Below are 13,494 nucleotides of genomic sequence, written 5' to 3' on the forward strand. Positions count from 1 at the left end.
AGGTCAATGGACATGCCCAAAACGCAGAAGCTCGATGAGCTCGTCCGATTCGCCGTCACTGAGCACCGCGAAGATCGGGGCCATGAGCTCGTCGGTGACGGTTTCCGCCTCGGCGCGCCGCTGGACGGCCTCGGGGCTCGGCTTGGCGTACGGCTCGGGCCAGCGGAAGAACTTGGCGATCATCTCACCGGACGCGTGCCCGAAAGGGGTGGCGTCGTGGTCGGTGGCCAGCGTTGCCTCCAGCGGATCCAGCCCGGCGGCGATCACCGCGTTGGCGTGCAGCCCGCCGCGCAGTTCCCGCACCACGTGCATGAGTTGCGCGGCCCGCGCGGGCGCGTCGTCGGCGAGGGGTACGGCACGCCATCCCGCGAACAGCGGCGCTCCCACCGACGAGGCCCGGGCGACGACGGGCTCGAGCAACTCGGCGATCCTGACGCAGCCGTCGAAGCCGCCGAGCTTGCGCCTGCCCCACTCCTGGCAGGCCCGCGCGTAGAGCTCGACGGCCTTTTCCACCGGCAGCTTCCTGCCGCCGTCCCAGCTCTCCTTGACGTGCTCGAAGGGGAAGAACACCGCGACGGAGTGCACGACGTCCGCGTCGCACTCGCCGAGCACGCCGCAGCGGCCGCGGAAGTACAGCTCGCGCGGCCCGAGCCCGTACTCCTCGCACAGCGCCTTGGCCTCCCTGGAGACCATGAACCCGCCGCCGTACTGACCGATGGGCGCCTTGACCTGGATCGCCGTAGTCCGTGGATCAGCCATGGACCAAGCATCGCTCAGGAGAACATTATTCTGCAAGGAGGCGGAGTTCGCCGTCGGCGACGATCACCGCGGGACCCGCCAGGTAGCTGGTGTGCTCGTCCAGGGTGACCGTCAGGGTGCCGCCGAGGACCTCCACGGCCCAGGTTCCGGTCGTCTCCCCCGCCAGCGCCGCGGCGGCGACGGCCGTGGCCACCGCGCCGGTGCCGCACGAGCGGGTCTCGCCCACCCCACGCTCGAAGACCCGCATGAGCGCCCTGCGCTCGCCCACCGCGTTGAGGAACTCGATGTTGACGCCGCTGGGGAACACCCCGGGGTCGAAGCCGGGCTGGTGGGTGAGGTCGAGCTGGGCGACGGGCTCGCCGATGACGCAGGCCAGGTGCGGGTTGCCGATGTCGATGTGGAGGCCGACGACCTCGTGGCCGCCCAGGGTGGCGACGCTCTCGCCGTACACGGTGGGCTTGCCCATGTCCACGCTCACGTCGCCGGTGGGTTCGAAGCGGATCCGCCTGACGCCGCCCCTGGTGGCGATGCCGAACTCGCCCGGGTCGGCGAGGCCGGCCTCGACCAGGTAGCGCGCGAAGACGCGGACGCCGTTGCCGCACATCTCGGCCATGCTGCCGTCGGCGTTGCGGTAGTCCATGAACCACTCGGCCCGTCCGGCCTGGTCGCTCACCTCGTGACTCAGCTTGGTGGGCACCACTCGGAGCACGCCGTCGGCGCCGATGCCCGCCCGCCGGTCGCAGATCCGCGCGACCAGTACGGCGGTCACGTCGAGCTCGCCATCGAGGTCGGGGAGGATGACGAAATCGTTCTCGGTGCCGTGGCCCTTCAGAAAGCGCATCTTCCAATTTTAGGCCGACCCCGTGCCCCCGATCAGCGCCAGGGACCGTTCGAGCAGGTCAGGTGCGTCGTAGGGCAACCACACGACCCTCGGGTCACGCCTGAACCACGACTCCTGGCGGCGGGCGAAGCGCCGGGTGGCCCTGACCGTCTCGGCCATCGCCTGCTCCTCGCTCCACTCCCCCTCCAGGAACCTGAGCACCTGGGCGTAGCCGAGGGCACGGCCGGCCGTACGGCCTTCCGCCAGGCCCTGCCCGAGCAGGCCCCGCACCTCCTCCACGAGGCCCGCCTGCCACATGCGCTCGACGCGCAGCTCGATGCGGGCGTCGAGCTCGGGCCTGGGCACGTCCAGGCCGATCTGGACGCTCGGGTAGACGGCGTCGTAGGAGGGCATCGTGGCCGAGAACGGCCTGCCGGTGAGCTCGATGACCTCGAGCGCGCGCACGATGCGCCGGCCGTTGCTGGGCAGGATCGCGGCGGCCGCGGTCGGGTCCAGGGCCTTGAGCCGCTCGTACAGCGGCTCTCCCGCGGCGAGCTCCGCCTCGAGCCGCGTCCTGATCTCCGCGGAGGTGCCGGGGAACTCCAGCTCGTCCAGGGCCGCGCGCACGTACAGCCCGCTGCCGCCGACGAGCACCGGCACCGCGAGGGACTCGATGAGCGGACGGACCAGCCGCTGGTACTCGGCGACGCTGGCCGTGACCGTCACGTCCCAGATGTCCAGCAGATGGTGAGGCACTCCGCGTTGCTCCGCTTTGGAGAGCTTTGCTGTGCCTATGTCCATTCCTCGGTAAAGCTGCATCGAGTCGGAGTTGATGCATTCACCCCCGAGGCGGAGGGCGATATCCACGGCGAGGTCGGACTTTCCTGCCGCCGTGGGACCCACGACGGCGATGACTGGCTGCTGGCGCACACGGATAAGTGTGTCAAGTGTCTGGGTATCTAAGGACAGTCGGCGCCTCGGACGTCGACCAGGGGGACGACCATCGGGGGAAGCAACATGTCGATTTTCGACAAGGTCAAGGAGATGTTCGGCGGTACGGCCGAAAAGCTGAAGGACATCCCCGAGCAGGGCGGCATGAAGGACAAGGCCGAGGGGGCCGCCATGGGCGGCATCGACCAGACCTCCGACGCCGCCAAGCAGGCCACGGGCGGCAAGTACGACGAGCAGATCGACCAGGGCACGGAAAAGGCCAAGGACATCGCCGACAAGATCGACGGCGAGGAGGGTTGATCAGAACAGATCGAGCAGCGTCGGCTGCAGGTATCCCTCATGGGTCAGCAGCCAGCGCTTGGTCTCCACGCCGACGCCACCGCTGAAGCCGCCGAGTCCGTTGCCGGCGACCACGCGGTGGCACGGCACGACGATTCCCAGCGGGTTCCCGGCCATGATGGACCCGATCCCGCGGGCGGGCACGCTCGTACCACTGAGCCGGGCCAGCTCGCCGTACGTGACGACCGTCCCGTAGGGCACCTCGTGCAGGGCCTGCAGGACGCGCCGCCGCGAACCGGAGGACAGCCGCCAGTCGATGGGTGTCTGGAAGGTCCGCAGTTCTCCGGCGAAATAAGCCTTCAGCTCACTGACCGCGAAAGCCGTACGATCCGGGTCATGAACCTCAGGGATACCAAGATCCCGACGCCCGCCCCAGCCGGTGGTCACCAGGCCGGCCTCGGTGACGGCCAGCACGAAGGGCCCGACAGGCGTCGACACTTCGGCGAACGCGACCGTCTCCATCATGTCCTCACGTGAACTCGTGGTGCTCGGCACCTCCAGCGCGGTGCCTACCAGACACCGTAACCACAATGGCTATCTTCTGCGCTGGGATGGACAAGGCTTCCTTTTCGACCCGGGCGAGGGAACACAGCGCCAGATGCTGCTGGCCGGGGTCACCGCGCACCAGGTGAACTGGATCTGCCTGACCCACTTCCACGGCGACCACTGCCTGGGCGTCCCGGGTGTCATCCAGCGCATCGCGCGCGACAAGGTCGAGCATCCCGTGCGGGCGGTCTTCCCCGAGTCGGGCATGGAGTACTGGAACAGGCTCAGGCACGCGGCCGTCTTCACCGACACCGACGTGATCAGCGAGGTCCCGATCTCCGGCGAGGTCTTCGAGGAGCCGCCGCTGACCGCGCGCCGCCTGTCACACCCCGTCGAGTCGTACGGCTACCGCCTGCAGGAGCCGTCGGGCAGGCGGATGCTGCCCGACCTGCTGCGCGCGCACGGGATCATCGGCCCTGAGGTGGGCGAGCTGCAGCGGACGGGCTCGGTGCGCGGGATCACGCTGGAGGAGTGCAGCGTGCCGCGGGCCGGGCAGAGCGCCGCGTTCGTGATGGACACCCGCATCTGCGACGCGGTGTTCGAGCTGGCCAACGGGGTGGACCTGCTGGTGATCGAATCGACGTTCCTGTCCTCGGAGAGCGGGCTGGCCAAGGAGTACGGTCACCTGACCGCCTTCGAGGCCGGGCTGGTCGCGGCGGAGTGCGGGGTCAAGCAGCTGGTGCTGACCCACTTCTCCGAGCGCTACCGCCCCGCCGAGGAGCCGGCCTTCAGCCAGGAGGTGCGGAGCAACTTCGACGGCGAGCTGATCCTGGCGCGCGACCTCATGCGGGTGCCGCTGCCGCGTCAGCGCCACACACCGACGACGTAGCCGACCCCGTAGGGGGCGATGTCGGCCAGCAGCCTGCCGTCGTAGCGTCCCTCCCCCGCCGCGCCGGCCAGCACCTGCAGCGCCGCGCGCCCACCGACCCACAGGCGCTCCGCCTTGCCGGGGTCGAGCGCGGCCAGCGCGCCCGCGTCCGCCTCGGCGATCGCCCTGACGATCATCTCCTGGTACGGCGGGGCCGCGGGATCGTAGTAGCCGGGCGCCTTCTCGGTGAGGCAGGCCGAGCCGTCGGCCATCACCAGCAGCCCGACGCGCCCCTCGGCGGCCAGGTCCCGCCCGAGCGCCAGGCAGGCGGCAGGGGAGGCGTCGGCGGCGACCGCCTGGAACCGGTCGGGGTCGTCGTCGAGCAGCCACCGCCCGATCGTCAGCGGCAACGGCAGTGTGGGCTCGCCGTGCCCGGTCCTGACGTCGACGCCCCACGGGGCCATGGAACCCGCCGACCGCCCGCCGTACACCCGGGTCTGCGGCGCTGCGCCCACGACGACCAGCACGTCGGGGTGGGCGGCGCGCAGCTCGGCGATGGCCCGCGCGCAGGCGGCGCGCAGCTCGTCGAGCTCGGGGGCGGCGGCGCCGGCCAGCTCGGGCACGATCAACGGCGGGTGCGGGCAGACGGCCGCGGCGACTAGCACGCCAGCCAGGCTAGTCGAGGGCGGCGTGGACCCTGCGCAGCAGCCCGTGCAGGGTGTCCCGCTCGGCCTCGTCGAGCGGGGCGAGCAGGTGCTCGCGCACCTCGTGGACCTGCTCGCCCATGCGGGCCAGCGACGCGCGGCCCGCCTCGGTGATCTGGACGATGACGCGGCGGCGGTCGGCGGGATCGCGTTCGCGTTCGACCTCTCCCCATCCGGCCAGCTCGTCCAGGGCCTTGGCCACGTCGCTCGGGTCGATACCCAGGCCCGGCGACAGGTCGCGCTGGGCCACGGGGGACGCGGCCAGGGCGTGCAGGATCCGCATGTGCCACATGCGCCGGCCGTCCTGCGCGAAGCGGGCGGCGACGAGGCCGCGCGCGGCCTTGCCCACCTGGGACAGCAGGAACGGGGTGAATTCGTTCACAGAAATTATTATAGGGTTACACCCATGGATTCTCTGTACCCGCGCGTGGTCGTGGACGACTTCGCCCGCGCCTTCCGGTTCTACGAGGCCGTGCTGCCCGCGCTCGTGGGCGCCAAGCTGATCAAGGGCACCGCCGAGGGGCCCTACGCCAACTGGGACGTCGCCGACCAGGCCGTCCTGGTGATCATCCACAGGTCGCTGCTCGAGGGCATGGCGGAGCCCGCCGGGCCGGGCGACAGGACCATGTTCGCCAGCCGGGTCGAGTCGGTCGACGAGGCCTACGCGCTGTGCCTGGAGCACGGCGGCACGCCGGTCAGCGCGCCCGCCGACCGGCCCGGATGGGGGCCGAACCTGCGCACCGCCCACGTGCGCGACCCCGAGGGCAACCTGTGGGAACTGCAGTCCTACTGATAGGGGTTGCGTCCCTCCTTGACGGCCTGGATCAGCGACCTGGTGTAGGCGTGCGCCGCCCGGTGCAGGCCGTGGCCGAAGCTGATCCTGGCCACCCCGAGCTCCGCCAGCTCGGCCAGTGACGGGCTGGTGGGGCGGAACAGCACGTTGACCCTGCCGCCGAGCTCGGCGGCCAGCGTGCGGATGTGCCCCGCGTCGTCGATCCCGATCGGGTAGACGCAGTCGGCGCCCGCCTCCAGGTACCGCCTGCCGCGCTCGACGGCGGCCTCCACGGTGCCGTCGCCGCTCAGGTAGGTGTCGACGCGCGCGTTGATCACCAGGTGGGGTCCAGCGGCCGCCCTGACCTCGGCCAGGAACTCCGCCTGCACGCCCGGGTCGATCAGCTCGTCGGTGCTCGGCTCGGTGTCCTCCAGGTTGCAGCCGGCGGCGCCGGTGGCCAGCAGGCGCTCGACCAGCTCGACGGGCTTGAGGCCGTAGCCGCGCTCCACGTCTGCGGTCACGGGGACGTCGACCGCGGCCACGACGCGCGAGACGGCGGACAGCATCTCGGCCACCGGGGTCGCCTCACCGTCGTCGTACCCCAGCACCTGCGCGACCGCCGCGCTCCCCGTCGCTACCACCGGGAACCCGGCCTCCACCACGGCCCTCGCGGACGCGGCATCCCAGACGTTGGGCAGCACCAGCGGGTCTCCCGGGACATGCAGGGCACGCAGAGTCGCAGCGCGGTCATCACTCATGACCCCGACCCTAGGCGGCCTAATTGGCTCCTCAGAAGGGCCACTGTGACCGTTTAACGCCAAGCCACTTCATTCCTTCTGTACGGCGAGCCGCCGCCACCCGCCGCCCACCGCACTTCGGCCGAGGACCCGCGACCGGCGCTTCCGGCGAGTCGATGACAGTGCCCCACCGTCACGACACCCGGCACCCAAGTCCCACGGCCCCACGCCGCCCACCGCACAAGGCGCCGCCCCCACCGCCTCACTTCCCGCCGACCCGGCGCCCGAGCCCGGACCGTGGGGTGCCTTGCGTTGCCAGACCGTGGGTCCCTGATCGCGGGATCCCGGGTGCCCCCCGATTGCCGGACCGAGGGTGCACCCGGATAGCCGGACCGTGGGTTTCCTGGATTGCCGGGCCGGGGCGCCTCGAACAGCCGGACCGTGGGGTGCCCGGATCGCGGACCGTGGTTGATCGCACGACGTGGGCCGGGGCACATCGTGGGGCTCGGCGTCCTGACGGCTGGGTCGAATCGTGGGGTCCCCGACGGTCCGGAGGCCGGGTCGAATCGTGGAGTGCCCGACAGTCCGGAGGCCGGGTCGAGGGATCGCCTCGGCCCGGCCGGGGGTCAGCAGCCGGACTTGGAGCACTGGCCGGCAAGTTCGCCGGCAGGGCCGTCGGCGGGGTTGTCGGCCTGGTCGTCCTGGGTGGGGGTGGTGGGCTTGGCGGTGTGGGAGTTCTTGCCCGCCGAGCCGGTGTCGGCGGTCGGTTTGCCGGTCGGTTGGGTGGGCTGGCGGCTGTCCTGGGGCGTGCCGTCAGACGGGGTGCCCGACTGCGGGTCCCCGTTCGTGGCATCGCCGTTCGTGGCGTCGCCGTTGGTGGCGTCGCCGTTGGTAGCGTCGCCGTTGGTGGCGTCGCCGTTGGTGATGTCGCCGGACTTGGGGTCGCCGCTGGTCGCCGCGCTGTTCTCGGGCGGGGTGGCGGGGGTGGTGGGCTGGTTCGCCTGGGCGTCGGAACGGCTGGCCAGGGCGTAGCCGACGCCTCCTGCCGCGAGCACGGTCACCAGGGCCGAGGCAGCGAGGATGAGGGTCTTCCTGTTGGTGGTGCGTGGCCGGTGATCGTCGTTGCTGAGGGTTTCTGAACGATTCTGCTCGGTCATGAGGGGGACTTCTCCCTGCGGTCGTATCGGGAAAGCTCTCCGGCTTCCGCGGGCGATGGACCACACTAGCCGCAGCAGTGGAATGCTCGCGCACCAATCACAAAGGAATCACGACTTGTCCGATCTTAGACCTATTAGCGCAGGTCGCCAGGCATGGGTGGCACCGGTCGTGAGCGTCTTAGGAGTCCTCGCCACGGCGGTCCTCGGCATTTCCCTGGCCATCCTGGGAAGCCGCCCGCCGTCCCGGGAAAACGCGGCGGTATTGCATCGGGAAATACCGCTTTCCCCTTCACCGAACACGCCACTCGTCGGGCACGTCGTGAGCGCGGAATCCGTGCGCGCGTCGGTGCTCGGATGGATCGAGCCGTTCCCGCCACCGGTGCTCGCCGACGGCTTCCAACCGCCTGACAGCACGCCCCAAGCCACCACGGAAGGCGATCTGCCTGGCTACGCGGGGCTCCCGGGTGTCGCGGTACTACCGGGGAATGCCGAGACACCGGGCCACGAAGGAAGCGCTCCGGGGACGTCGCGACGCACCGAACCGGATGATGCGCAGCGCGTCTTCTCCCCCGAAGCCGTCCCCCCGGCTCCGCCAACCGCAACCCCGCGTGCGGCACCGCAGCCCGCCCCGGTGGCGACCACGGCGCCGACCACAGGGGCCACCACAGCGACCCCGCGCAGGCAGCCCGCCCAGGTCAGCGGGCCGAACCCGTGCGCCACGTTCAACGACTTCCGCCGCCCCTACTGCGAGCAGGTCATGCGCGACCTCGCCCACCGCTGAACGGCCGGCCGTACGGAAAGAACCGCCGAACGGCCAGCCGTACAGAAAGAACCGCTGAGTGGCCGGCCTACGGAAAGAACCGCGTCAGTGGGCCGAGCAGGCGTTGGCCGGAGCGGGAGTGGGGGCGGGACGGCCGCGGGTGGGCATGCCGAGCAGGACGCCCGAGGCCGTGGGAGCCTCGCGCCTGGCCTGCCAGGCGTCGCCCGCGCGGGTGCGCCGCAGCGCCAGGGGCTGCCCGTCGGCGACCAGGTGGTGCGGGGCCGCGTAGGTGACCTCGACCGTGACCATGTCGCCGGGCCTGGGGGCTTCCTCACCGACCGCGAAGTGGACGAGCCGGTTGTCGGGCGCGCGGCCGGACAAGCGGTGCGTGACCTCGTCCTTGCGGCCCTCGCCCTCGGCGACCAGGACCTCGAGCGTGCGGCCGACCTGCTTCTTGTTCTCCTCCCAGGAGATCTCCTCCTGCAGGGCGACCAGGCGCTCGTAGCGCTCCTGGACGACCTCCTTGGGCACCTGGCCGGGCATGGTGGCCGCGGGGGTGCCGGGGCGGATGGAGTACTGGAAGGTGAAGGCGTTGGCGAAGCGGCTCTGCCGTACGACGTCGAGCGTCTCCTGGAAGTCCTCCTCGGTCTCGCCGGGGAAGCCGACGATGATGTCGGTGGAGATGGCGGCGTCGGGCATCGCGGCGCGGACGCGCTCGATGATGCCGAGGTAGCGCTCCTTGCGGTAGGAGCGGCGCATCTCCTTCAGCAACCGCGACGAACCCGACTGCAGCGGCATGTGGAGCTGGTGCATGACGTTGGGCGTCTCGGCCATGGCGGCGATGACGTCGTCGGTGAAGGCCGCAGGATGGGGCGAGGTGAAGCGGACCCGCTCCAGGCCGGGAACATCCCCGCATGCCCTGAGGAGCTTGCCGAAGGCCAGGCGGTCGCCGAACTCGACGCCGTAGGTGTTGACGTTCTGCCCGAGCAGGGTGACCTCGAGGACGCCCTGGTCGACCAGCGCCTGGACCTCGGCCAGGACGTCGCCGGGCCGCCGGTCCTTCTCCTTGCCGCGTAGCGACGGCACGATGCAGAACGTGCAGGTGTTGTTGCAGCCGACCGAGATCGACACCCAGGCGGCGTAGGGCGACTCCCGCTTGGTGGGCAGCGTGGAGGGGAAGACCTCCAGCGACTCCTTCAGCTCGACCTGCGCCTCGCCCTGGATGCGAGCCCGCTCGAGCAGCACCGGCAGCGAGCCGATGTTGTGGGTGCCGAACACGACGTCCACCCAGGGCGCCTTGCGGACGATCTCGCCCTGGTCCTTCTGCGCCAGGCAGCCGCCCACGGCGATCTGCATGCCCGGCTTGGAGGCCTTCACCGGACGCAGGTGGCCGAGATTGCCGTAGAGCCTGTTGTCGGCGTTCTCCCGGACGGCACACGTGTTGAACACGACCACGTCGGCGGCCTCGCCCTCGAGGGCGGGCACGTAGCCCGCTTCCTCCAGCAGGCCCGACAGCCGCTCGGAGTCGTGCACGTTCATCTGGCACCCGTATGTGCGCACTTCATAGGTGCGGGCGCTCTCCTGGGTCACAGTCATCGCGTGTTCAAGGGTAGTCCTTGTACGGCAAGCGTCGCCCCTGACAGGGTGACTCCACTCACACCCCTCGCTCTCTGTAATCAGGGACGGGAATTTGTCGGTGTTTTCCCTAGTCGCACGATCCAAAAGGCCAGCTTGGTGGCATGATGTGATCGGATCGGTACCACTCGGTTAGTGCGCAGCGTCTTAGTAACCTCTACGTTTTGATCCATGACGGAGAACGGGGACGCGACTCCACTGGTGCAGTTGGAGGCCGTCAACAAACACTTCGGGACATTGCACGTCCTGAAGGACATCAACCTGACCGTCTCCCGTGGCGAGGTACTGGTCGTGATCGGCCCGTCAGGTGGCGGGAAGTCCACGCTCTGCCGGGCCATCAACCGCCTGGAGACCATCGACGGCGGCCGGATCGTCTTCGACGGACAGCCGCTGCCGGAGGAGGGAAAGGCGCTGGCCAAGTTGCGTTCCGAGGTCGGCATGGTGTTCCAGTCCTTCAACCTGTTCGCCCACAAGACGATCCGTGAGAACGTCACGCTCGGGCCGGTCAAGGTGCGCAAGAAGGCCAGGGACGCCGCCGACAGGCGGGCCATGGAGCTGCTCGAGCGTGTGGGGATCGCCGCGCAGGCCGACAAGTACCCCGCCCAGCTCTCGGGCGGCCAGCAGCAACGGGTCGCCATCGCCAGGGCGCTCGCGATGGATCCGAAGATGATCCTCTTCGACGAGCCGACGTCCGCCCTGGACCCGGAGATGGTGCAGGAAGTGCTCGACGTCATGATCGGGCTGGCCCGCGACGGCATGACGATGATGGTGGTCACCCACGAGATGGGCTTCGCCCGCAGAGCGGCCAACCGGGTCGTGTTCATGGCCGACGGACAGATCGTCGAGGAGAACACCCCGGACGAGTTCTTCACCAACGCCCAGACCGACCGGGCGAAGGACTTCCTCTCGAAGATCCTCACGCACTGAGATTGAGGTAACCAACTATGCAGATGCGTCGAACGGGGGCGGTCTTCGCCGTCGCGGCCCTGGCGCTGGGAGTCGCCGCCTGTGGCGGTAACAAGACCTACGCCTCCCTGAGCGAGAAGCTCAAGGACAGCAACGAGGTGACCGTCGGCACCAAGTGGGACCAGCCCAGCCTGGGTCTCAAGCAGGGTGACGCGCCCGTCGGCTTCGACGTCGACGTGGCCAAGGCGGTGCTGACGGAGATCAACGGCGGCAAGGAGCCGAAGATCACCTGGAAGGAGTCCGCCTCGTCCAACCGTGAGGCGTTCCTGGCCAACGGCACCGTGGACATCATCTTCGCCACGTACTCCATCACCGACGCCCGTAAGCCCAAGGTCACCTTCGGCGGGCCGTACGTGATCGCGCACCAGGACGTCATGGTCCGCAAGGACGACACGTCCATCACCAAGCCGCAGGACCTCGCGAACAAGCGGATCTGCAAGGCGGCCGGCTCCAACTCCTACAAGCGGATCACCGAGCCGCCGCCGGACGGCCAGCTGGGCCTGTCCACCGCCAAGACGGTGGACGCCGCCAACTACTCCGAGTGCGTGCAGAAGCTGAGCGGCAGCAACCTCGACGCCGTCACCACCGACGACCTGATCCTGGCGGGCTTCGCCAAGCAGGCCGGCGGCAACTTCAAGATCCTCGGCCAGCCGTTCACGGATGAGAAGTACGGCATCGGCCTGAAGAAGGGCGACAAGACCACCTGCGAGGCCGTGAACGTCGCGGTCAAGAAGCTGTGGGACAACGGGACCATGAAGCAGCTGCTGGACAAGTGGTTCGGCGGCACGGAAGGTCTGAAGCTGTCCGAGACCGCTCCGCCCGCGGAGGGGTGCAGCTAGTCACACTGCGAGGCGGCGGCCGTGAACCGGCCGCCGCTCTCCTTTGTGGTGGGGAGAACGATGAAAGATCTGTTCGATTACGCGGGCGCGCTCGCGGTCGGCTTCCTGCACAACGTCGAGCTGGCCGTCCTGTGCGCGGTCTTCTCGCTGATCCTCGGCACGATCCTGGTGGCGATGCGGGTCTCGCCGACGCCCGTACTGCGTGCCGCGGGCACCATCTACGTCAACGTCGTCAGGAACACGCCGCTGACGCTGATCCTGGCCTTCTCCGCGCTGGGCCTCAGCGACACGCTAGGGCTGACGTTCTCCGAGGAGCCGCGGACGAACTCGTTCTGGCTGGTGGTGCTCGGCCTGTCCGCCTACACGGCCTCGTTCGTCTGCGAGGCGCTGCGCGCGGGCATCAACACGGTGCCGATGGGCCAGGCCGAGGCGGCCAGGGCCATCGGGCTGACCTTCACGCAGTCACTGCGGCTGATCATCCTGCCGCAGGCGTTCAGGGCCGTCATCGCGCCGCTGGGCAGCGTGATCATCGCCATGACCAAGAACACGACCGTCGCCGTGGCGGGCGGTTACCTGGCCGAGGTGTCCTATGTCATGAAGGAGACGTTCGACACCACGGGCGTCTCGATCCCGATCTTCGTGGCCATCGTGCTGGCCTTCATGGCGATCACCCTTCCCGTCGGCTGGCTGTCCGGCCGGTTGTCGAAGCGCATGGCGGTGGGCCGATGAGCACCTCAGTACTGTTCGATGCCCCGGGGCCGCGCGCCAGGGCCCGCAACGGCATCCTCACCGTGGTCGGCATCCTGCTGGTCGCGGCCGTCGTCTGGTTCATCTACAGCGGCTTCGACAAGAAGCACCAGTTCGAGGGCAAGATCTGGCAGCCGTTCCTGACGGCCGAGGTCTGGACCGACTACATCATCCCCGGCCTGGCCGGCACGCTGTCGGCCGCGGCGGTGGCGGCCGTGCTCGCCCTGGTCTTCGGCGCCGTGTTCGGCCTGGGCCGCCTGTCGGACCACGCGTGGATCGCCAAGCCCTCCGGGTTCATCGTGGAGGTCTTCCGCGCGATCCCGCTGCTGCTGCTGATCTTCTTCCTGTTCTACTTCGCGCCGAGCGTGTTCGGCAGCGGCGACTGGGCGTTCTTCGCGCTGGTCGCGGGCCTGATGTTCTACAACGGCTCGGTGCTGGCCGAGGTGATCAGGGCCGGCGTGCGGGCGGTGCCCAGGGGCCAGTCCGAGGCCGCCTACGGCATCGGCATGCGCAAGAACCAGGTGATGAGGCTGGTGCTGCTGCCGCAGGCGATCACCTCGATGATGCCGGCGATCGTGAGCCAGCTGGTCGTCCTGCTCAAGGACACCGCGCTCGGCTACATCATCGCCTACGTGGACCTGCTGAACTACGGGTTCAAGATCATCCCTGCTCGGTTCTTCGGGTCCCTCATCCCCGCCGCGATCGTCGTCGGCGTGATCTACGTCGGGCTGAACATGCTGCTCAGCTACTTCGCCACCTGGCTGGAGAAGCGCAGCCGACGCAGCAAGAAGACCGCCGCCCCGCCGATCGTCGCCGCGGTCCCTGGCGCGAGCCTGGAGAGCGCCGGCGTGGCCGATCTGAACGAGGGCGCCGACTAGGAGTCGTCGTGGCGGGGGGGGCGGCCCCCCCGGACCCCCCCCGTTTTTACGGGAAGGTGCCGGGATTAGCATAATG

The 13,494-nt window shown here is 69.5% G+C and carries 17 protein-coding genes; 8 read left to right on the plus strand and 9 right to left on the minus strand.

Features of this window, described 5'->3' with window-relative positions; genetic code table 11:
- Window positions 1-3: 3 nt before the first annotated feature.
- Genes KIK09_RS26955 through miaA form a run of 3 tightly spaced genes read right to left on the minus strand, consistent with a single transcriptional unit; the run spans window position 4 to window position 2,509 of the window.
- Window positions 4-759, minus strand: coding sequence for an SCO6745 family protein (locus KIK09_RS26955; protein WP_250573777.1), 756 nt, complete (start codon window positions 757-759; stop codon window positions 4-6).
- Between the two features lie 25 nt (window positions 760-784).
- On the minus strand, window positions 785-1,600 hold the full coding sequence (gene dapF, locus KIK09_RS26960) for a diaminopimelate epimerase (RefSeq protein WP_214322129.1): 816 nt from the start codon (window positions 1,598-1,600) through the stop codon (window positions 785-787).
- Between the two features lie 9 nt (window positions 1,601-1,609).
- Window positions 1,610-2,509: a tRNA (adenosine(37)-N6)-dimethylallyltransferase MiaA gene (miaA, locus tag KIK09_RS26965; protein WP_214322130.1), complete on the minus strand. Its 900-nt coding sequence runs from the start codon at window positions 2,507-2,509 to the stop codon at window positions 1,610-1,612.
- Window positions 2,510-2,596: 87 nt separating this feature from the next.
- Here miaA and KIK09_RS26970 point away from each other — a divergent pair, with 87 nt between their 5' ends.
- A complete protein-coding gene (locus KIK09_RS26970) occupies window positions 2,597-2,830 on the plus strand; it encodes an antitoxin (protein WP_214322131.1) in 234 nt (77 codons plus the stop codon).
- Here KIK09_RS26970 and KIK09_RS26975 read toward each other — a convergent pair whose 3' ends face one another.
- The gene (locus KIK09_RS26975) at window positions 2,831-3,334 is read right to left on the minus strand and encodes a methylated-DNA--[protein]-cysteine S-methyltransferase (RefSeq protein ID WP_214322132.1); all 504 of its coding nucleotides are present in this window, start codon (window positions 3,332-3,334) and stop codon (window positions 2,831-2,833) included. It lies immediately after the preceding gene.
- On the opposite strand from KIK09_RS26975, the gene KIK09_RS26980 reads away from it, so the two are divergent.
- Entirely contained in the window at window positions 3,333-4,244 is a 912-nt protein-coding gene (locus KIK09_RS26980) for a ribonuclease Z (protein WP_214322133.1), read from the plus strand. The two genes, KIK09_RS26975 and KIK09_RS26980, sit on opposite strands and share 2 nt — an antisense overlap.
- On the opposite strand, the gene KIK09_RS26985 is transcribed toward KIK09_RS26980, so the two are convergent.
- Both KIK09_RS26985 and KIK09_RS26990 read right to left on the minus strand, forming a co-directional pair.
- The gene (locus tag KIK09_RS26985) at window positions 4,220-4,888 is read right to left on the minus strand and encodes a class III extradiol ring-cleavage dioxygenase family protein (protein WP_214322134.1); all 669 of its coding nucleotides are present in this window, start codon (window positions 4,886-4,888) and stop codon (window positions 4,220-4,222) included. The genes KIK09_RS26980 and KIK09_RS26985 overlap by 25 nt on opposite strands.
- Window positions 4,889-4,898: 10 nt before the next feature.
- Window positions 4,899-5,309 (minus strand): MarR family winged helix-turn-helix transcriptional regulator, encoded by a 411-nt coding sequence (locus tag KIK09_RS26990; protein ID WP_214322135.1) that lies wholly within the window; start codon window positions 5,307-5,309, stop codon window positions 4,899-4,901.
- 24 nt (window positions 5,310-5,333) lie between these two features.
- Here KIK09_RS26990 and KIK09_RS26995 point away from each other — a divergent pair, with 24 nt between their 5' ends.
- Complete coding sequence (locus tag KIK09_RS26995; protein ID WP_250573778.1) at window positions 5,334-5,720, plus strand: VOC family protein; 387 nt, start codon at window positions 5,334-5,336, stop codon at window positions 5,718-5,720.
- Here the strand turns inward: KIK09_RS26995 and KIK09_RS27000 are convergent.
- Both KIK09_RS27000 and KIK09_RS27005 read right to left on the minus strand, forming a co-directional pair.
- Window positions 5,714-6,457 (minus strand): isocitrate lyase/PEP mutase family protein, encoded by a 744-nt coding sequence (locus KIK09_RS27000; RefSeq protein ID WP_214322136.1) that lies wholly within the window; start codon window positions 6,455-6,457, stop codon window positions 5,714-5,716. The two genes, KIK09_RS26995 and KIK09_RS27000, sit on opposite strands and share 7 nt — an antisense overlap.
- A gap of 605 nt (window positions 6,458-7,062) precedes the next feature.
- The gene (locus KIK09_RS27005) at window positions 7,063-7,593 is read right to left on the minus strand and encodes a hypothetical protein (protein WP_214322137.1); all 531 of its coding nucleotides are present in this window, start codon (window positions 7,591-7,593) and stop codon (window positions 7,063-7,065) included.
- Between the two features lie 631 nt (window positions 7,594-8,224).
- Between KIK09_RS27005 and KIK09_RS27010 the strand changes: the two genes are divergently transcribed.
- Entirely contained in the window at window positions 8,225-8,374 is a 150-nt protein-coding gene (locus tag KIK09_RS27010; RefSeq protein ID WP_214322138.1) for a hypothetical protein, read from the plus strand.
- Window positions 8,375-8,458: 84 nt separating this feature from the next.
- Here the strand turns inward: KIK09_RS27010 and miaB are convergent, their stop codons facing one another.
- Window positions 8,459-9,949, minus strand: a complete 1,491-nt coding sequence (miaB, locus tag KIK09_RS27015; protein WP_214322139.1) for a tRNA (N6-isopentenyl adenosine(37)-C2)-methylthiotransferase MiaB — start codon at window positions 9,947-9,949, stop codon at window positions 8,459-8,461.
- Window positions 9,950-10,159: 210 nt separating this feature from the next.
- On the opposite strand from miaB, the gene KIK09_RS27020 reads away from it, so the two are divergent.
- From KIK09_RS27020 to KIK09_RS27035, 4 genes are read left to right on the plus strand one after another with little or no spacing between them, the layout of a single operon-like run.
- Window positions 10,160-10,915 (plus strand): amino acid ABC transporter ATP-binding protein, encoded by a 756-nt coding sequence (locus KIK09_RS27020; protein ID WP_275956278.1) that lies wholly within the window; start codon window positions 10,160-10,162, stop codon window positions 10,913-10,915.
- 17 nt (window positions 10,916-10,932) lie between these two features.
- Window positions 10,933-11,793: a glutamate ABC transporter substrate-binding protein gene (locus KIK09_RS27025; protein WP_214322140.1), complete on the plus strand. Its 861-nt coding sequence runs from the start codon at window positions 10,933-10,935 to the stop codon at window positions 11,791-11,793.
- Window positions 11,794-11,853: 60 nt separating this feature from the next.
- Window positions 11,854-12,522: an amino acid ABC transporter permease gene (locus KIK09_RS27030; protein ID WP_214322141.1), complete on the plus strand. Its 669-nt coding sequence runs from the start codon at window positions 11,854-11,856 to the stop codon at window positions 12,520-12,522.
- A complete protein-coding gene (locus KIK09_RS27035) occupies window positions 12,519-13,418 on the plus strand; it encodes an amino acid ABC transporter permease (RefSeq protein ID WP_214322142.1) in 900 nt (299 codons plus the stop codon). Before KIK09_RS27030 ends, KIK09_RS27035 begins: the two co-directional genes overlap by 4 nt.
- Window positions 13,419-13,494 lie beyond the last annotated feature (76 nt).

The sequence above is a fragment of the Nonomuraea sediminis genome, from assembly GCF_018531495.1.
Lineage (GTDB): Bacteria > Actinomycetota > Actinomycetes > Streptosporangiales > Streptosporangiaceae > Nonomuraea > Nonomuraea sediminis.